The sequence below is a fragment of the Oceanibaculum pacificum genome (genome assembly GCF_001618175.1).
GTDB classification, from domain to species: domain Bacteria; phylum Pseudomonadota; class Alphaproteobacteria; order Oceanibaculales; family Oceanibaculaceae; genus Oceanibaculum; species Oceanibaculum pacificum.
On the sequence record NZ_LPXN01000144.1, the window covers coordinates 1 to 18,611 of the forward strand.

Genomic DNA, 18,611 nt, shown 5'->3' on the forward strand with positions numbered 1-18,611 from the left:
CGCGTCTCGAAGCATAAGGCGGCCACTCCTGCCCTAATACGCCGCCGCACCACCCTTCGGCGTCAGGCCCAGCGCATCGCAGGCGAGGTAGCAGAATTCCAGCATGACGGTGGCGGCGAGCCAGGCGGTCTGGCCCTTCAGGTCGGCGCCGGGGGTCAGCGTATTCACGTCGAAGCCGACGAAATTGATGCCCTTCAGCGCCCGCAGCAGGCCCAGCCCCTCGCGCGCCGTCGCCCCGCCCCAGGCCGGGGTGAAGACGCCCGGGGCCGCCGAAGGATCGAAGAAATCCATGTCGAAACACAGGAACACCGGCCGGTCGCCGAACGTCTCCTTGAAGCGCCTGGCAAGGCCGGCCACCCCCTCGCTCTCCAGCGCTTCCATCGGAATCGCCTGGTAGCCGAGCCCCCGTGTGTAGTCGAACACGCGCGGCACATAGCTGAAGCCGCGCAGGCCGAAATGGATCGACCGGCTGGCATCGACATAGCCTTGCTCCACCGCATAGGAGAAGGTGGTGGCCGGGTTGATCGCCGTCTCGTTGCCGGCCTCGGGATAGGCGTCGGTATGAGAGTCGAAATGCAGCACGCAGAGGTCCGGATATTTCCGGCTCAACGCCTGCATCTGCGGCAAGCTGATCACGCCGTCGCCGCCCATGCAGATCGGCAGGACGCCCCGCTCGACCACGGCGGAGACCGCCTCGGCCATGATCGCCACCGAGCTTTCGACCTCGGCCGAGACCACCGGCACATCGCCGCAATCAACCAGCCCCAGCGCGCGCACCGGATCGAAATCGCCGGGATCGTCCGGCCGGTAATGCCGCACCATGTCGGTCGACATATAGCGGATCGCCGCCGGCCCCAGCCGCGCGCCGACGCGCTTCGGGTGTCGGCCGCAATCGAACGGCAGACCGATGACCGCCGCCCTGGCGCCGGTCATATCCAGCGTCTGCGGCACGCCGAGATAGGTGCCGACGGTGCGGAAGAGACGTGGCGGCAGGTCGCTCAATGCTCCAGCCCCAATTCCTTCATCCGGCGCTTGGCCTCGTCAAACAGCATCTGCATCATCGGCGCGGCGTCGGGCTCCAGCACGCGAACGGCGAAATCCGCCACTTCCGGCTTATAGCGCTCCCACAAAAGGCGCAGGTCTGGGATCGGGGTTTCCGACCAGTCGATGCGCAGATCGTACATCACGAAATCATTCTCGCCGACGGCAACGAGCTGAGCGGAATGCACGGTGCCGGTCTCGCCGCCCGCCGCCTCGCCCGCCTCGATGGCGCGCAGCAAGCGTTCGGCGATATCCAGCGACGGATCGGCCGTGAAAGCCGCCGTCATCGCCTTCGGCACGTCCGGATTATCGATGATATTGCCGATGGCCACGCAATCCCTGGCCTGCGATTCGGCATGGATGGAGTATATCTTGTCGCCGTGATGGAAGGCGGTCCCACCATCATCATCGATGCAGGCAAGCTGTCGCCAGCCGATATCCGGCGTGCTGGCGACGACGGCCGCCATCGCATCCCGCGCCGACAGCCCTTCCTCCAGCAGCCGCACGCCACGTGGCCCCAGCCGGGGATCGGTGCGGTGCTGGGTCAGGAACCCGCCCTTGCCGCTCTTCAGATAGACGCAGCGGCTGCCGACAGCCGTCGCCGAGGTGGAGATGACGGCGCCGAATTGCCCGGTGCGCGCGCAGCGCCCGATCAGGGAGAAGGTCATGGCCTTCCCCTCAGATCGAATCGCGGATCAGCGGGCTGGTCGAGCAATGGATGCCGCCGCCGCCCAGCCACACCTTGTCGTATTTCACATCGACGATCTCGATGCCCAGCTTGTCCAGCGTCTCGGCGGTGCGCGGCGACAGGCCGGCTTCCATGATCAGCCGGCCCGGCTTCACCGCGATGCAGTTTACAGCGCCCGAGGGATCGTCCGGATTGACCTCGATGGTGCGAATCTTCAGCTCCTTCAGCTTCTCCAGGAACCAGAAGGGCAGCTGCGTCGGGTTAATGATGGCGGTGTCGACATCGATCATCACCAGAGCGCCATCGATATGCAGCCGGTAGCCGGTCAAATCGACGCGCAGCAGCTCGCAGCCCTGGGCGTTCAGCACTTCCTCGACCTGGCGCGTGCCTTCCTCGTTCACCCGGTTGGACCGGCCGATGGCGGCGATGCCTGGCTTCAGCCAGGCGAAGCTGCCGCCTTCCATGATGCCAGTGCCGTGGATGGTGCGCAGGATCGGCATGCCGATGCTGGCCAGGGTCTCAGTCGCCGGGGCTTCCTCGCCGCGCCGCACGATCGGGCCGAGGCGGGTGACGATGGCCCCGCCCTTCACGCCGATGACCGAATCGCGGGTATAGATCGACTTGTGCTTGCCCGGCGCGCAGCGCTTCAGATAGACGACCTCGACACCCTCCTTGCGCAAGGCGTCCGCCAGCCCGTCATGCTGGGCCTGCTGTTCCTCCAGCGTCGGGATGGTGTCGCCGCGCCAGTACCAGGACTGGTTTTCGACATCGCCATAGCTGCCCAGGTGCTCCAGGCGCTTGGACGGGTCGATCACCTTCAGCTCGTCGCCAGGACGGTGCATCAGCACCTTGCGCAGCCGGCCGACATCATTGTCGCAGCCCCATTGCCGTCCCCATACCGTCTCCTGCTGGCCGGCGCTCTCGAAGCCCGGCTCGGGATGCGAATGGAAAATCTTCATCGTCATGTTGTAGCGGTATTCGAACTCACTGACGGCGCCCATGGCCGGCTCTCCCTAAGTTAGTGGATTCTTATTCTTCGGCGGCCGCCGCGCGCAGCCGCTGCTGCCGGCGATGGCGGGTCCAGAGGTCGAGCAGCAGCAGCGCCAGCGTGACGGCGATCAGCATGGTCGCGACGGCGGCGATGGTGGGGTCGAGATGATCCTCGATGCCGTTCCAGATGCGCTTCGGCAGCGTGTAGATCGCCCGGCTGGTGATGAACAGCACCATGACGATCTCATCGAACGAGATGGTGAAGGCGAACAAAGCACCCGACAGCACGCCCGGCAGGATCGACGGCACGATCACCCAGCGGATGGTCTGCGGCATGCTGGCGCCCAGGCTGCGGGCCGCCTGTTCCTGCCGCAGATCGAAATTCGCCAGCGAGGCCGACACGGTGATGATCACATAGGGGATTGCCACCAGCGTATGCGCCAGGATCACGCCGACATAGGTGTCGATGATGCCGAGGTCGATCCAGAACCGATACATCGCCAGCGCCTGCACGATGGTCGGCACGATGATCGGGATCAGCATGAAGGTGCGCACCGATTCCGACAGGCCGGTCGACAGCCGCCAGCAGCCAATGGCGCAGAGCGACCCCAGGATGACCGCGAAGATCGTCGAGCAGGTCGCGATGATGACGCTCTGCGCGGTTGCCGACAGCCAGATTTCATTGGTGAAGAAGGCGGCGTAATGCGCCAGCGAAATGCCGTCCTTCGGCATCGACAGGTAATATTGGTCAGTCACCGAGACCGGGAAGATCACCACCATCGGCAGGATCAGGAAGGCCAGCACGGTCCAGGCGCCGCCCAGCACCAGCCCCCGGCCGAATTTCTCGCGGAAATCGCCCTTCATCGCGCCCCTCATCGCGCACCGAACACTTTCTTCAGGTCGACGAAGCGGGCGACCAGCGCCAGGGTCAGCAGCACGGCGAACAGCAGCGACGAGGCCAGCATGGTCGCCTGGCCCCAGCGCAGCGTCTCCTCGAAGCTGACCTGGATATATTCCGAGATCATCACCACCTTGCCGCCGCCCAGGATGGCCGGGGTGATGAAGAAGCCCAGCGAGAAGACGAAGACCAGGATGGTGGCGGCGATCAGCCCCGGCTTGCTGAGCGGCAGATGGATATGCCAGAACGCCTCCCAGGGCGACGCCCCCAGCCCGCGCGCGGCGGAGACATAGCGCCCGTCAATACCGCTCATGTTCGAATAGATCGGCAGCACCGCCAGCGGCATCATGAAATGCACCATGCCGACGATGACAGCGAATTCATTGCGCAGCAGCGGCAGGTCGCCATCGATAATGCCCAGGCCCATCAGGGCGGAATTGATCAGCCCGCCATTGCGCAGCAACATGACCCAGGCGAAGGCGCGGATCAGTACGCTGAGCCAGAAGGTCAGCAGGATGCAGAACATCATGGTGGTGCGCTGGCGCTCGCCCACCCTGGCCATCGCATAGGCGACCAGATAGCCCAGCGTCACGGTGATGATCGTGGTGATGGCGCAGATGCGCAGCGTGGTCAGCCAGATGCGGTGCAGCAGCGGCCGGCTCAGCAGCGCCTCGTAATTCTGCAACCCGAAATAGGGCTCCGTCACGCTGATCCACAACACCTGGATCAGCGGATAGATATAGAAGACGAGCATCAGCAGGACGGCCGGTACGATCAGCAGCCAATAGGTGTGCCGTTGCGAAGCCAGCATTGTTCGTCCCGCCGATGCCGCGTGTTCTATTCAGGTGAAGTCGAGCCGGTTCAGGAGGACAGCGTGTCCAGCCACATCTCGCGCGACAGCTCGTCATTGGTCAGCTTGCCCTTGCCGCTGGGCTCCTCGTACCAATAGCCGCTCTGCAGCACCTGCAGCTTCATGTTCTCCGGCTGGCCGGGATCGATGTCGCGCATGTCGGCGGGCACCATCGAGGCGGCGGCCGGGTTGGCCGGGCCGTTGCCCATCACCTTGAACAGCTCGATCTGGCTGGCCGGGTCCTGGGCGGAAGCGATGAACTTCATCGCCGTCTCCTTGCCGGCCGGGTTGCCCTTCGGCACGTTCCACATGCCGGCGGTCACGATGCCGTCCTGCCAGCTCCACACGATCTCGCCCTGGGTGTCGCGGCGCAGCAAATTGGCGCGGGTATGCCAGATATTCCCCATCACCACCTCGCCGGTGCGGAACACTTCCTGGCTCTGCGAGCCGGAGCCCCAGGCGACGACGCTCTCCTTGATCTCCTTCAGCTTGCTCATGGCGAGGTTGAGGTCGATCGGATAGATGTCCTTCTGCGAGCGGCCGGCGGCCATCATGCAGGCCTCCAGCATGCCGTTCGGCTGCTTGCGCAGGGTGCGACCGCCGGGGAATTTCTTCAGATCCCAGAAATCCTTCCAGCCGGTCGGCGCGCTGGCCAGCTTCGCCTTGTTGTAGGTCAGCACGAAGCTGAACATGTAGTTGGCGCAGCCCTGCTGGTACGCGAATTCCGGCGCCATCTTGGTCTTGTCGACGATGGTGTAGTCGATGTCCTCCAGCACGTCCTGCTTGGCCAGCACCAGCGTGGTGCCGGTGCCGGTGTCGCAGACGTCCCAGGTCACCGCCTTGGCTTCGACCATCGCCTTGATCTTCGAGGCCAGCGGGCCGGTGCCGTCGATGATGACCTTGGTGCCGCTGGCCTTTTCGAACGGGGCGCCCCAGGCGTTGGCGTAGGCTTCCATCGCCGGCCCGCCCCAATTGACCACGACCAGTTCCTTGGCCTGCGCGGCGGCCGAACCGCTGGCGAATTTCAGCGCCACCGGCGCCAGGCCCAGCAAACCCAAAGCCTTCACGAAGCTGCGGCGGTCGATCTCGCCGCGGCGCAGCCGCTCGGCGGCGATCAGCGCGCAATCCTCGGCAAAGGTTTGCTCATCGGGATAAAGGTCTTTTTCGTACAGCGTCTTGCTCAGATCCTTGCGCGGCTTCATCGCGGCTCTCCTCTGTTAAAACGTGATCTTCCCTGCTGTCCCTTCCCGTTGGCCGGGATAGGGTTCTTCTTAATTATCGCGCACCACGACCGAGGCATCGGGCTCCCAGCCCAGCCAGACCTCATTGCCGATGGCGGGATCGATCTCGCATTTCCAGGCCGGCACGGTGACGATCAGGTCGCCCAGCGCCCCGGTTTCCACCTGGAGATGGAAGGTCGAGCCGTAATAGTTGAACGCCGCGATGCGGCCCGGAATGGCGTTCGGCAAATCCGGCCGGGCGCGGGTGACCGACAGCTTCTCCGGCCGCAGGGCGATCAGCACCGGCTGATCGGCGGCCTGGCTGCCGGCCTGGTGCAGCGTCACCTCGCCGGCCTTCACGCGGAAGCCCTGCGCATCGCCGCCGGCGGACTGGCCGCGGATGAAATTGCTCTTGCCCAGGAAGTCGGCGACGAAGCGGGTCGCCGGGCGCTCATACAGCGCTACCGGGTCGCCCTGCTGCTCGATCTTGCCGTCGCGTAGGATGACGATCTCGTCCGACATGGACAAGGCCTCCTCCTGATCGTGCGTGACATAGATGAAGGTGGTGCCCAGCCTGGCATGCAGGGATTTCAGCTCCCATTGCAGGTCGGCGCGCAGCTTCTTGTCGAGCGCCGACAGCGGCTCGTCGAGCAGCAGCAGGTCGGGCTGGAACACCAGCGCGCGGGCCAGCGCCACGCGCTGCTGCTGGCCGCCGGAAAGCTGGGTCGGCAGGCGCTTGGCCAGATGCGCCATCTGCACCAGCTCCAGCGAGGTGGCGACGCTTTTGGCCGCCGCCGATTTGCTGACGCCGCGCACCCGCAGCGGAAACCAGATATTGTCCTCGACGCTCATATGCGGGAACAGCGCATAGCCCTGAAAGACCATGCCGAAATTCCGCTTGTCGGGCGGCAAATTGGTGATCGGCTTGTCGTCGAGCAGAATCTCGCCCGCGCTCGGCTGCACGAAGCCGGCGGTTGCCATCAGGATCGTCGTCTTGCCGGACCCGGAGGGCCCCAGCAGGGTCAGGAACCGGCCCTGCCGCACCTCAAGCGACACATCGTCCACGGCCGCCAGGCTGCCGTAATATTTGCTCAGACTGCGAATCGAGAGAGAATGGGACGCCCTGCTCTGCGGCTCCGGCCTCGACGCCAAAGCGGTTTCCGCCATGCCGTACTCCTGTTCGATAGATGACCGGTTATGTATCCGATCTAGTTGTAAGCGTATTATACAACTTCTCTGAAAGCGAGCCTAATGTGACAAGCTTATGTTGCAGCGCAACCGATTACCATCCGTTTATACTGGCGACCGCAGCCGGGGCGGTCGCGAAACAATCCGTCCGGCTTTGCGTTTCATAAAGCGACGCCCCCGCACGTGCAGACCAGTGACCGGCAGGAACCGTGAACCGCACCCTTCTCGACAGATTATTGAGCAGCACCCGCAAAAGCCCCCGCGCGGAATGGCCTGAGCTTTCCAGCGCGGCGCGCGGGCATCGCGTGGTGGTCGCGTCCTACAACATCCATAAATGCGTCGGCACCGACGGCAAGTTCGACCCGGATCGCGTCGCCGCCGTGATCGCCGAGATCGGCGCCGACGTTATTGCGCTGCAAGAGGCTGACCGCCGCTTCGGCCTGCGCGACGGGCTGCTGAACATGGAGGCGCTGCGCCAGCAGACGGAGCTTTGCCTTGCCCCCTGCGCCATTCGCCCGGACAGTCATGGCTGGCACGGCAATGCGATATTGGTGCGCGGCAGCGCCCCGGTCGATGTCCGGCGGTTGAAGCTGCCCTATGCCGAGCCGCGCGGCGCGCTGGTGGCGGAGCTGGAGCTGCCGCAGGGGCCGATGCGCATCATCGCCGCCCATCTCGGCCTGATGCGCCGTTATCGCCGCCTGCAGGCCGCCGCCATCCTGCGCGAGATCGAACTGGGCGCGCGCATTCCCACCCTGCTGATGGGCGATCTGAACGAATGGCGGCCGAACCATGCGCGCTCCGTCTTCAGCGCGCTGGAGCCGTTCTTCGGCGCGTCGCTGACGCATCAGCCGAACAGCTTTCCCTCGCGCCTGCCGTTCCTGGCGCTCGACCGTATCCTCGGCTGGCCCGATGGGGTGGTGGAGACGGTCACGGTGCATGACACGCCACTTGCGCGCAAAGCTTCCGACCATCTGCCGATCAAGGCGGTGATCGATTTGTCGGCGGCGGAAAGCCTGGCCGCGCCCAGCTCGGTGAAAATGCATGACAATGCTGCCGATTGAGCGAGCGGCGCCTGCTTCCCTCCCCTCGCGCGAAGCCTGCGGCATGCCGACGCTGGATGCCCATGTGGACGGCCTGTTGCGGGAAATGCAGGCGGAAACCGTCATCGGCCTGGTGGCCGACGGGCTGAACGCCTTCATGCTGCGCGCCCTGACCGCACGCACCGCCAAGCGCACGCTGGATCTGCAATATTACGCCTGGCACGACGATGTCACCGGCCGGCTGATGGCGGGCGAGGTGCTGGCCGCCGCCGACCGCGGCGTGGCCGTGCGCCTGCTGCTCGACGATACCAGCGTGCTGGGCGAGGACGAGGCGCTGTCGGCGCTGGAGGATCACGAGAATATCCAGCTTAGGCTGTTCAACGTGGGCCGCTGGCGGCTGCTCGGCCGGGTCGGCTTCGCCTTCGAGCTGGCGCTGGGCGGCTGGCATTTGAACCACCGCATGCACAACAAGGCCTGGGTGGCGGATAACCGCTTCGCGCTGCTGGGCGGGCGCAATATCGGCGATGCCTATTTCGATGCCTCGGGCGAATTCAATTTTCACGATCTCGACGTGGCGATCGTCGGCGGCGACGCCGACCGGGCGACGCATGTGTTCGAGGCCTATTGGAACAGCCGGCTGTCCCGGCCGGTGCGCATCTTTCGCCGCGCCCGCCGGCATGCCGGCGAACTGCCCCTGCTGCGCCGCAGGCTGGAGGATACGGCGGCCAGCCCGGAAGCGCGGCCTTATTGCGAGCGGCTGGATGGCGGTTCATCCGGGCTCGACGGCCTGCGCGAGACGCTGGAGGCGATGGCGGTGAACGATGTCGCCATCCTGTACGACAAGCCGGAGAAGGCGGCCAACGGCAAGACCGGCAGCGCTGTCGCCCGGGCCTTGCGGCAGATGATGCAACAGGCGCGCGCCGAAATCCTGCTGATCTCGCCCTATTTCGTGCCCGGCGAAAAAGGTCTGGCGCAGTTGCTTGCACTGGTGCGGCGCGGCGTCAAGATTTCCGTCATCACCAACACGCTGGCGGCGACCGACGTGGCCGCGGTGCATGGCGGCTACGCCCGCTATCGCCGCCGCATGCTGGAGGCCGGCATCGAGCTGCGCGAGCTGCGCCGCAGCGGACACGAGAATGCCGGCCTATTCGGCTCCAAGGGGGCGAGCCTGCATACCAAGGCGATCTTGATCGACGGCACGCTGGTCGGCGTCGGCTCCTTCAACCTGGACCCGCGCTCGCTGAATCTGAACACCGAGGCCGGCGTCTTCGCGCAGCACCCCGAGCTGGGCCGCCGCTTGCGGCAGGAATTCGACCGGCTGGCCGACCCGACGCGCAGCTTCAAGGTGGAGCTGGAGGATGGCCACATGGTCTGGCGCCATGAAGTCGACGGCCGGGAGGAAACCGTGCGGCACGAACCCGACGCGCCGCTGGGCCGCCGGCTGATCGCCCAGATCGTGCGCTGGCTGCCGCTCGAATCGCAACTCTGAGAGATCAGGGGTAGACAAGCTGGGTGATCGGCCGGGCATTGCGCCAGTCGATCCCCCAATCTTCCTTCTCGCCGCGCCGCACCCAATGCTGCGACACCAGCACCATCGGCCCGCGCGGGGCGACCGCGCGCAGCGGCAGCACGATGCGGTAGGTCATGCCGTTCACGAAATCGCCCTGGTCGTGATACAGCGTCTCGGAATAGACCGGCCGCTGCTTCTCCGTGGCCAGGTCATGGGTCAGGATGACATAGCTGAGATAGGGTTCCGGCAGGGCGTCCTGCAGCGCCAGGCCGGTCAGCTCCCGGCCGACGATGCGGGTGATCGCGGTGCCGCACAGGCGATAGCGGTAGCGATGCCGGCTGCCGACGGGCACTTGCTCCAGGATCAACAGATTTGGCAGGAAGGGCTTCAAATCGAGCGGGTCGATATCGTTGCGCGCGGGAATCTGCCCGCCCTCGATGCGCGCCGCCCAATAGCCGTAGAGATTACGCAAATGCTCATGCGGAAGCTGGTCGGCAGCAAGAGTGCCGACTTCCGGGGTGGTTTCCGGCGTTCCCCATTCAGCGAACATTGCTTCTCTCATTCTTTAAAAGCGGACGAGAGCGATAATTTGAGCCTAAAGCAAACCACCGGCTTCCGCGAGGAAAACCCCTAACCAACACAGCCATCTAAAAATCGCGGTTGTATAGATCGCGGCAGACGGAAAGGATGCCGCATGCTCGATTCGCCGCTGTTTCCCCTGCTCTGCGCCTCAATCTTCCTGCTGGCCGGCTTCGCCAAGGGGGTCATCGGCATGGGCCTTCCGACCATCGCCATCGGGCTGATGAGCCTGTTCGTCTCGCCGGCCATGGCGGCGGCGATCCTGATCCTGCCCTCGGTTGTCACCAATATCGTGCAGATGCTGCAGGGCGGCGCATTCAAGCGGCTGCTGCGCCGGCTTTGGCCGATGATGGCCGGGCTGTGCGTCGGCACCTGGGCCGGGGCTGGCCTGCTGGCCGGCGAGGGCAACCCGGTCGCCGCCATCGCGCTGGGCGTGGCGCTGGTGGCGTACGCGCTGGTCGGCCTGTGCAAGGTCTCGTTCCACGCGCCGGCCCGGTGGGAGCCGGTACTGTCGCCGCTGATCGGCGTCGCGACCGGGCTGATCACGGCGGGCACCGGCGTGTTCGTGATTCCCGCCGTGCCCTATCTCCAGGCGCTGGGGCTGGAGAAGGACGAGCTGGTGCAGGCGCTGGGGATTTCCTTCACCGTCTCGACCCTGGCGCTGGCGGTCAATCTGCTGCGCGCCGATCTGCTGAACCCGGCTATCGCCTGGCTGGCGCTGGCGGCCCTGGCGGCGGCGCTGGCCGGCCAGTATCTGGGCCAGAAGCTGCGGGGCCGGCTCGACCCCGCAACCTTCAGGATGTGGTTCTTCATCAGCATGCTGGCGCTGGGCGTCTATCTGATCGTCCGGCGCAGCATGGCGCTGCTTTAGACCTGCTTCACGCGCGGACCGCGGGTCCACAGACGCAGCTTGCGGCAGGCCTCGACGAAGCCGGCCGTATCCTTCGCCACCGACAGGGCGATGACCCCCTCATCGGCATCCGGCTTCACGCCGGCCTTTTCCATCAGCGGCAGCGCCTCGGCCGTATGGGCGATGAACTTCTGATGGGCGAAGGCGTCGGCGACGAAATCGCGAGCCGTCGATTCCTCGGCCAGCAATTCCGCCCCCTCCGCCGACAGCAGCAGCGCCACCGCGTCGAACACCACCGACGGGCCGCCATCGATCTTCTCGTCGGCCACGATCCAGCTGCCGTCGCTGGCCTCGACGCCGCCGACCATCGGGGCGACCAGGGTGAGCATCGCCCCCTCGGCCTCGACCGCCTTCTCCAGCCCTTTCAGCAGCGCGGCGTCCACGCCGTCGCTGATCAGCGCGCCGATCTTGCGGCCCTTGAAGCTGTCCGGCCCGTTCAGCAGGATGCTGAGCGCCGACGACTTTTCCAGATCCTTGGTCGGCTGGGCGGCATCGGCCGGCTTCGGCATCTCGCGCAGCCGCAGCCCCTCGGCCACCGCATTGGCCAGCGCATCGTCGATATTCAGCAGATGCGCCACCATCCGCGCGCGGATCGCCAGCGTCTCCACCTTGCTCAGCTCGAAGATCAGCGCCGAGGCGATATGCGCCTGCTCGACCTCGGTCTGGCTGCGATAGAACTGCCGGGCCTGGCTGTAATGGTCGGCGAAGCTTTCGGCGCGGATGCGGAGCTTCGGCCCGTCCATTTCCTCCGGATAGGAGGCAAAGCCCTTCTCCGGCGATTCGCGCGGCCCGCCCTGCTCCCCGCCCCAGGAATTGGGCTCGTAATTGGCCCGGCCCTTGGGATTGTGGAAGGCCATGTGGCCGTCCTGCTGGAAATGGTGGAACGGGCATTTCGGCGCATTGATCGGCAGATGCGTGAAATTGGTGCTGCCCAGACGCTTCAACTGCGTGTCGAGATAGGAGAAATTGCGCCCCTGCAGCAGCGGATCGTTGGTGAAATCGATGCCGGGCACGATGTTCTGCGTCATGAACGCGACCTGCTCGGTCTCGGCGAAGAAATTATCGACGCAGCGATTCAGCACCAGCCGGCCGACGCGGCGCACCGGCACCAGCTCCTCCGGGATGATCTTGGTGGCGTCCAGCACGTCGAAATCGAAGCTGTTGGCGAAATCCTCGTCAAAGAGCTGCAACCCCAGCTCCCATTCCGGGAAATCGCCGGCCTGGATCGCGTCCCACAGATCGCGGCGATGGAAGTCGGGGTCGGCGCCGTTCACCTTCAGCGCCTCGTTCCACACCACCGACTGCATGCCCAGCTTCGGCTTCCAGTGGAATTTGACGAAGGTCGATTTGCCCTTCGCGTTGACCATGCGGAAGGTATGGACGCCGAACCCCTCCATGAAACGCAGGGAGCGCGGAATCGTGCGGTCGGACATGATCCACATGACCATGTTCATCGATTCCGGCGTAAGGGAAATGAAGTCCCAGAAATTATCGTGCGCCGTCTGCGCCTGCGGGAAGCCGCGATCCGGCTCCGGCTTGGCGGCGTGGATCAGGTCGGGGAACTTGATCGCGTCCTGGATGAAGAAGACCGGGATGTTGTTGCCGACAATGTCCCAATTGCCTTCCTGGGTATACAGCTTCACCGCGAAGCCGCGCACATCGCGCGCCAGATCAGCCGAACCCTTGCTGCCCGCCACCGTGGAGAAGCGCACGAAGGCCGGCACCTTCTCGCCCGGCCGCTGGAACAGATCGGCCTTGGTGATGTCCGCCAGGCTCTCATAAGGCTCGAAGAAGCCATGCGCGCCATAGCCGCGGGCATGCACCACGCGCTCCGGAATGCGCTCATGGTCGAAATGGAAGATCTTCTCGCGGAAGTGAGTATCCTCCATCAGCGTCGGGCCGCGCTGGCCGGCGCGCAGCGAATTCTGGTCGTCGGCGACCGGCGTGCCCTGTTGCGTGGTGAGAACCGGCACATCGCCGCCGGCGGTCTGATGGGTCTCGCCGCCTGTGCCCCGCGAAATCTTCTGCTCGCCCAGTTGCGCGGCCGTCAGACCGGCTGCCTGCTTCGTCTTCGCCATGGTGATCGGTTTCCTCTTCTTGCGGTGTTCGCCCAGAATCGGAACAGATCGGCACGCGCCGCACGATGCGGCTTCCGGCGTCGAGAAGTGGCTATGGCGACGGCGCGGTCCGGGCTGCTCCTCAGCTTCCCGTTCCAACAGCGCTATCCTTGAGTTGTTCCAGAATAACCGCTAGCGGCTTGATATCCGCTAGATCGCGCCGCTGGCCTTCAACGCCGCCAGTGCCTCCGGCGGCAGGCCCAACTCGGCATAGACAGCCGCGTTATGCTGCCCCACGAAGGGCGCAGGCGTCGCATAGCCCGGGGAAGCCGCGCTGAATTTCAGCGGGAAGGCCGCCGCCGCCGGCCCCTTGGCCTGCGGATAGGCGGGATGCACCACCGGCTGCACCATGCCGCGCGCCCGCAGATGCGGCCAATCGGCCAGGTCGCGGGCGGCGCGGATCGGGCTGCACGGAATGTCGCGCGCGGCCAGGCGCTCCAGCGCCGCCGCCGTGGTGACGGTCGCGGTCCAGGCGCCGACGATGCGGTCGATCTCCGCATTATGCACGATGCGCCAGCCGGTATTCATATGGTCCGGCGACTGGGCGAGATCGCGCCGGTCCATCACGTCCAGCAGCGCCAGCCAATCCTGCTGCGTCGCCGCCCCCAGGGCGATGGCGCCGTCCTGGGTCGCATAGGTGTTGAAGGGCGAGAAACGCATGATGCGGTTGCCCTGCCGCTCGGCCAGGCCGAGTTCCTCGTAGCAGTCGAACGGTTCGTCCAGCATCAGCGCCACCAGGCAATCGGCCATCGAGACGTCGATGAACTGCCCCCGGCCCGTGCGCTCGCGCTGATACAGCGCGCCCAATATGCCGGACACGGCAAAGGTGCCGGCGATGCCGTCGGTCAGCGGCGAGCCGGCCTTGTGCGGCGCGCCCTCGGGATCGCCGGTGACGCTCATCAGCCCGGATGCCGCCTGCACCATCAGATCGTAGGCCTTGGCGTGGCGTTCCGGCCCGGTCGAGCCATAGCCGGTGATGGCGCAATGGATGAGGCGCGGAAAGCGCTCGGCCACGCTGTCGGGCGACAGGCCCAGCCGGTCGGTCACGCCGACGCGGAAATTCTCCACCAGCACATCGGCGGTCTCCAGCAGCCGGTAGAGGATGTCCCGCCCCTCCGGCGACTTCAAATTCAGCGTGACGGACTTCTTCGCCCGCGCCCGCTTCAGATAGGCCAGCCCCAGATCGCCCTCGGTGCGGCGGTTCATCGACACGCCTTCCGGCCCGAAGAAGGGCGGCGCGTTGGCCGCCGGGTCGCCGCCGACCGGCTCGTCGATGCGGATCACCTCCGCGCCCAGCCCGGCCAGGAACAGGGTGGCCTGCGGGCCTGACAGGAAACGCGTCAGGTCGATCACCCGCACCCCGTCCAGTATCTGCGACTTCGGCTGCTCGGTCATGCGGCGTTTCCCATTTTCTTGATCCTCCCCTCCTCTCCGACCGTCACCTCCGCAGCAGGAGAGAATTGCCCTGACTCTGCCCCTCTCGCGGCCAGCGATGTCAATGTGATATGGATACGGATTATTAATGCAAATTCGTGATATGCCCCCATGCATCAGGACGTTCCCGACCTCAGCGCCAAGCATCTGCGCTCCATCGTGGCGCTGGCGCGGTTCGGCAGCTTCATCGCCGCCGCCTCCTATCTCGGCATCTCGCAGCCGGGCCTGAGCCGGATCATCCAGCAGGCCGAGGGCCTGCTGGGCGTGGCGCTGTTCCTGCGCGGCACCCGCAGCGTCACGCAGACCGAGGCCGGGCGTGACTTCATCCCGGTCGCCGAGCGCCTGCTGGGCGAACTGGCGCAGCAGACCCGGCGCATGCGCGCGCTGGACGGGCAGATGCGCGGCCAGCTCATCATCGCCTCGCTGATGTCGATCTCGCATCACGTGCTGCCGGCGGCCCTGGTGGAATTCCGCCAGCAGCACCCGAAAATGTTCATCCAGGTGCGCGAGGGGCTGGGCAATGCAGTGCTGGAGGATGTGCGCAGCGGCGTCGCCGATATCGGCATCGGCAACGCAACCTCGGTGCAGCAGGAAATCGCGGTCGAGACGGTGGTCGAGGAATCCTTCTATGTCGTGCTGCCGGCCGGCCACGCGCTGGCGGGCCGGCCCAGCATCGCGCTGGCCGCGCTGGCCGATGTGCCGCTGGTCTCCATGCCCATCGAATCCGGCCTGCGCCGCGCGATCGACGTAACCGCCAACACGCATGGCGTGGTGCTGGATCACAGCCTGATCACCAACCAGTACGCCTCGCTGTTCGGCTTCGTCGCCAGCGGACTGGGGGCGACCATCGTGCCGGCCACGGTGCTGCCGCCAGCCGACGATCCCGCCTTCGCCATCCGCCCGCTGACGCCGGCCATCACCCGCCGCATCGGCATCATGCGCCAGGCCGACCGCCCGCTGCCCGAACCGGCGGAAATATTCCTGACGCTCTTCCGTCCCCGCTTCCTGCAGGCGACCCGGGGGATGGCCCGCTGATATATGCGAAAACCGCATCAATAGAGTAAATCAATTTCGATTTGAGATACCGTTCGCGACCGCCTAGCCTCACCGGCAGAAAATCAACAGCCGGTCGGGAGGATGAAATGTCGGCGATCAAAGAAGTGAAGATGTATTCGGACTTCAAGAGTCCCTATGCCTTCCTGGCCTATGGGCCGGCCTTCGAACTGGAGGAACGCTACAATATCAAGCTGCGCTGGATTCCCTTCCAGCTGCGCCTGAAGGGCAAGGGCCAGCGCAGTGTCTATTCCGAATACAAGGTGAAGTATTCCTATATGGATGCGCGCCGGCACGCCAACATGCGCGGCGGCCTGATGCTGCGCGGCCCCTTGAAGATTTTCGATACCACCCCGGCACTGATCGGCGGGCTGTTCGCGCAGAAGCAGGGGCGCGAGAAGGAATACGGGCTGAAGGTGTTCGAGCTGTTCTTCAAGCGCGAGCTGGCGGCCGACGAGGCCGACGCGATTGCCGGCGTTATCGACAGCCTGGGCATGTCCTCTGCCGATTACCGCGCCTATCTGGCGGACGACGGCCCGGCGGAGTATGAGCGCTGCCAGGATGAATCCGTCACCGACCAGATTTTCGGCGTGCCGCTGTTCATCTTCGAGGGCGAGCAGTTCTGGGGCTATGACCGCATGAGCCTGCTGGAAATGCGCCTGAAGGAGCACGGGCTGGAAAAGACCAAGAGCGCTGCCGAATAAAAAAGCCCGTTCGAGAAAAGATCAAAGCAGATGACCCCGCAAAACGGCATGCTGACCGGCTACCGGATTCTCGACATCACCCAGTTCGTCGCCGGCCCGACCTGTACCCGCATCATGGCGGAGCTGGGCGCCGACGTGATCAAGGTGGAACTGGCCCCCTTCGGCGACCGGGGCCGCATGTCGGGGCTGAAACCGATCGATCCGGCGCACCGGAAAAGCTCGGCCAGCACCTATTTCTTCCAGCACAACCATTCCAAGCGCAGCCTGGCGCTGGACATCAAGCATCCGCGCGGCAAGCAATTGCTGCTCGACCTGGTGAAGCAGGCCGATGTGCTGGTGGAGAATTTCGCCCCCGGCGTGATGGCCCGCATGGGGCTGGGCTGGGACGATCTGAAGCCGATCAACCCCCGCCTCGTCATGTGCTCGATCTCGATGGCCGGGCAGACCGGCCCACTCAGCCAGCAGCCGGGCTTCGACTATATGGGGGCCGCCTATGCCGGCATCACGGCGGCGCTGGGCGAAGCCGACCGTAGCCCGGCGCAGCTGCCGCTGGCCATCGGCGACAGCGCCACGGGCGTGACGGCGGCGATGGCGGTGGGCTTCGCCCTGCTGCATCGCGAGCGCACCGGCCAGGGGCAATATATCGAGGCATCCCTGCTCGACACCTATTTCCACATGCATGAGGTGAACGTGCCGAAGGTGGCGATGCGCGGCGCTTCCGTGCTGCCGCCGCGCGCCGGCTCGCAGCATCCGGATGGCGGGCCGACCGGCATCTTCCGCGCCGCCGACGGCAGCTATCTCGCCATGATGATCATGCCCTACCAATGGCCGCAGATCGTCGCCGCCCTGGGCCAGCCGGAACTTGCCGAAGACCCGCGCTTCGCCACGCCGCGCGACCGGCGCGACAATAAGGAGGCGCTGAAGGACATTATCGAGCAATGGCTGGCTACTTTCCCCGACCGCGCCGCCGGGCTGAAGGCGCTGGAGGCGCACCGCGTGCCCTGCGCGCCGATCCTGTCGCTCGATCAGGCGATGGAGCACCCGCATCTGCGCGAGCGCGGCACGGTACGCCAGGTAACGGACCGGCATATCGGCGAATTCTCGATTCCCGGCATGCCGGTTAAATTCTCCGACTGGCCGGAGCGCACCGATCTTCAGGTCGCCCTGCTGGGCGAGCATAACGAGGCGGTGCTGGGCGAGATTCTCGGCCTCGGCCAGGACGAGATCGACGCGCTCTACGACGACAAGGTGCTGGTGCGCGACCCGTTGATCTGAGCCGCCGCTATTCCGCCGCCGGCCGCTTCAGCGCCGCGATCTCCTGCCGCAAAGCGCCCAGCTCGGCCATGATCTGCTGGTGGTCGGAGCCGAGGGTGCCGCGCGTCTCCTCCTCCTCGGCGTGGTTCTCCTTGGTCATCGCGTCGACGATGATGGCGATGAACAGGTTCAGCACCGCGAAAGTGGTCAGCAGGATGAAGGTGACGAAGAATATCCAGGCCATCGGATAGACCTCCATCACCGGCCGCACGATGCCCATCGACCAGCTCTCCAGCGTCATCACCTGGAACAGCGTATAGGTCGAGGCGCCGATGGTGCCGAACCAGTCCGGGAAGCTGGCGCCGAACAGCTTGGTCGCCATCACCGCCGCGACGTAGAACACCAGCGACAGCAGCGCCACCACCGCGCCCATGCCGGGGATCGCCCGCAGCAGCGCCTGCACCACCTTGCGCATCGAGGGCACGATGGAAATGAGCCGCAAGGCGCGCAGGATGCGCAGCGCGCGCATGACCGTCACCCCCTCGCCCACCGGCATCAGCGTCACGCCGACGATCACGAAATCGAAGACATTCCAGGGTTCGCGGAAAAAGCGCAGCCGGTAAACGGCCAGCTTGAGGATGATTTCGACCACGAAAATCGTCAGCGCCACCTTGTCCAGCAGCACCAGCGCCGGGCCGATAGCGGCGACCACCGTAGCGGAGGTCTCCAGCCCCAGGGTGATTGCGTTCACGATGATGACGGCAACGATAAAGCTCTGGAACCCATTGGATTCCAGGAAATGACGGAGCTTCCCCACGCAGCCCTCCCCTAAGACGAATCAGCCGCGCTCCACATGCCCGGAAGTGGATGGAAAGGCAACAGGAATGAAGCAAGAGTATGGCTTGCCCCCGAACCCTTCGAAACGCCGCCCCTGCGGCTCCTCAGGGTGAAGCTATTCTAGGACTTCCAGTACGGCTTGATAATCGATGCGCTGGCGGTGCCCCCTGGTGACCCTCATGCTGAGAGCCCCTGTGCCGTGTCCTTCGAGACGCCGCCCCTGGGGGCTCCTCAGGACGAGGGAGACTTGGGCATTCCGCCGGTACCGCTTGGTGGCCCTCATGCTGAGGAGCCGCGT

17 protein-coding genes are annotated in these 18,611 nt (G+C 65.4%); 6 read left to right on the top strand and 11 right to left on the bottom strand.

Annotation, left to right across the window (positions count from 1 at the left end):
- Positions 1-33: 33 nt before the first annotated feature.
- The 7 genes from AUP43_RS15230 to AUP43_RS15260 all read right to left on the bottom strand — a co-directional run bounded on the left by AUP43_RS15230 (position 34) and on the right by AUP43_RS15260 (position 6,854).
- A complete protein-coding gene (locus AUP43_RS15230; protein ID WP_084462846.1) occupies positions 34-1,002 on the bottom strand; it encodes an arginase family protein in 969 nt (322 codons plus the stop codon).
- Positions 999-1,709 (bottom strand): DUF1028 domain-containing protein, encoded by a 711-nt coding sequence (locus tag AUP43_RS15235; RefSeq protein WP_084462847.1) that lies wholly within the window; start codon positions 1,707-1,709, stop codon positions 999-1,001. The genes AUP43_RS15230 and AUP43_RS15235 overlap by 4 nt, the downstream gene beginning before the upstream one ends.
- A gap of 10 nt (positions 1,710-1,719) precedes the next feature.
- Entirely contained in the window at positions 1,720-2,730 is a 1,011-nt protein-coding gene (locus tag AUP43_RS15240) for a dimethylarginine dimethylaminohydrolase family protein (protein ID WP_067558970.1), read from the bottom strand.
- Positions 2,731-2,758: 28 nt separating this feature from the next.
- A complete protein-coding gene (locus AUP43_RS15245; RefSeq protein ID WP_067558972.1) occupies positions 2,759-3,583 on the bottom strand; it encodes an ABC transporter permease in 825 nt (274 codons plus the stop codon).
- A gap of 8 nt (positions 3,584-3,591) precedes the next feature.
- Positions 3,592-4,428: an ABC transporter permease gene (locus AUP43_RS15250; RefSeq protein WP_067558975.1), complete on the bottom strand. Its 837-nt coding sequence runs from the start codon at positions 4,426-4,428 to the stop codon at positions 3,592-3,594.
- 50 nt (positions 4,429-4,478) lie between these two features.
- Positions 4,479-5,669 (bottom strand): ABC transporter substrate-binding protein, encoded by a 1,191-nt coding sequence (locus AUP43_RS15255; protein ID WP_067558978.1) that lies wholly within the window; start codon positions 5,667-5,669, stop codon positions 4,479-4,481.
- Between the two features lie 69 nt (positions 5,670-5,738).
- Entirely contained in the window at positions 5,739-6,854 is a 1,116-nt protein-coding gene (locus AUP43_RS15260) for an ABC transporter ATP-binding protein (protein WP_067558981.1), read from the bottom strand.
- Positions 6,855-7,084: 230 nt separating this feature from the next.
- Here AUP43_RS15260 and AUP43_RS15265 point away from each other — a divergent pair, with 230 nt between their 5' ends.
- Both AUP43_RS15265 and AUP43_RS15270 read left to right on the top strand, forming a co-directional pair.
- A complete protein-coding gene (locus AUP43_RS15265) occupies positions 7,085-7,936 on the top strand; it encodes an endonuclease/exonuclease/phosphatase family protein (protein ID WP_084462848.1) in 852 nt (283 codons plus the stop codon).
- A 43-nt stretch (positions 7,937-7,979) separates the two neighbouring features.
- Positions 7,980-9,404, top strand: coding sequence for a phospholipase D family protein (locus AUP43_RS15270; RefSeq protein ID WP_067558988.1), 1,425 nt, complete (start codon positions 7,980-7,982; stop codon positions 9,402-9,404).
- Positions 9,405-9,408: 4 nt separating this feature from the next.
- On the opposite strand, the gene AUP43_RS15275 is transcribed toward AUP43_RS15270, so the two are convergent.
- Positions 9,409-9,975, bottom strand: coding sequence for a PAS domain-containing protein (locus AUP43_RS15275; RefSeq protein ID WP_067558991.1), 567 nt, complete (start codon positions 9,973-9,975; stop codon positions 9,409-9,411).
- 144 nt (positions 9,976-10,119) lie between these two features.
- Between AUP43_RS15275 and AUP43_RS15280 the strand changes: the two genes are divergently transcribed.
- Entirely contained in the window at positions 10,120-10,875 is a 756-nt protein-coding gene (locus tag AUP43_RS15280; protein WP_067558993.1) for a sulfite exporter TauE/SafE family protein, read from the top strand.
- Here AUP43_RS15280 and katE read toward each other — a convergent pair.
- Together katE and AUP43_RS18755 are read right to left on the bottom strand one after the other, a co-directional pair.
- Entirely contained in the window at positions 10,872-12,992 is a 2,121-nt protein-coding gene (gene katE / locus AUP43_RS15285) for a catalase (protein WP_067558996.1), read from the bottom strand. The genes AUP43_RS15280 and katE overlap by 4 nt on opposite strands.
- A gap of 189 nt (positions 12,993-13,181) precedes the next feature.
- Positions 13,182-14,426, bottom strand: a complete 1,245-nt coding sequence (locus tag AUP43_RS18755; RefSeq protein WP_067558999.1) for a CaiB/BaiF CoA transferase family protein — start codon at positions 14,424-14,426, stop codon at positions 13,182-13,184.
- Positions 14,427-14,576: 150 nt separating this feature from the next.
- Between AUP43_RS18755 and AUP43_RS15295 the strand changes: the two genes are divergently transcribed.
- From AUP43_RS15295 to AUP43_RS15305, 3 genes are all read left to right on the top strand, one after another.
- Complete coding sequence (locus AUP43_RS15295) at positions 14,577-15,500, top strand: LysR family transcriptional regulator (protein WP_067559001.1); 924 nt, start codon at positions 14,577-14,579, stop codon at positions 15,498-15,500.
- A gap of 107 nt (positions 15,501-15,607) precedes the next feature.
- Positions 15,608-16,222, top strand: a complete 615-nt coding sequence (locus AUP43_RS15300) for a DsbA family protein (RefSeq protein ID WP_067559004.1) — start codon at positions 15,608-15,610, stop codon at positions 16,220-16,222.
- 30 nt (positions 16,223-16,252) lie between these two features.
- Positions 16,253-17,497 carry a CaiB/BaiF CoA transferase family protein gene (locus AUP43_RS15305; protein ID WP_067559007.1) on the top strand — a complete coding sequence of 415 codons (1,245 nt, stop codon included), beginning with the start codon at positions 16,253-16,255 and terminating at the stop codon, positions 17,495-17,497.
- A gap of 7 nt (positions 17,498-17,504) precedes the next feature.
- Here AUP43_RS15305 and AUP43_RS15310 read toward each other — a convergent pair whose 3' ends face one another.
- Entirely contained in the window at positions 17,505-18,293 is a 789-nt protein-coding gene (locus AUP43_RS15310; protein ID WP_067559010.1) for an ion transporter, read from the bottom strand.
- Positions 18,294-18,611 lie beyond the last annotated feature (318 nt).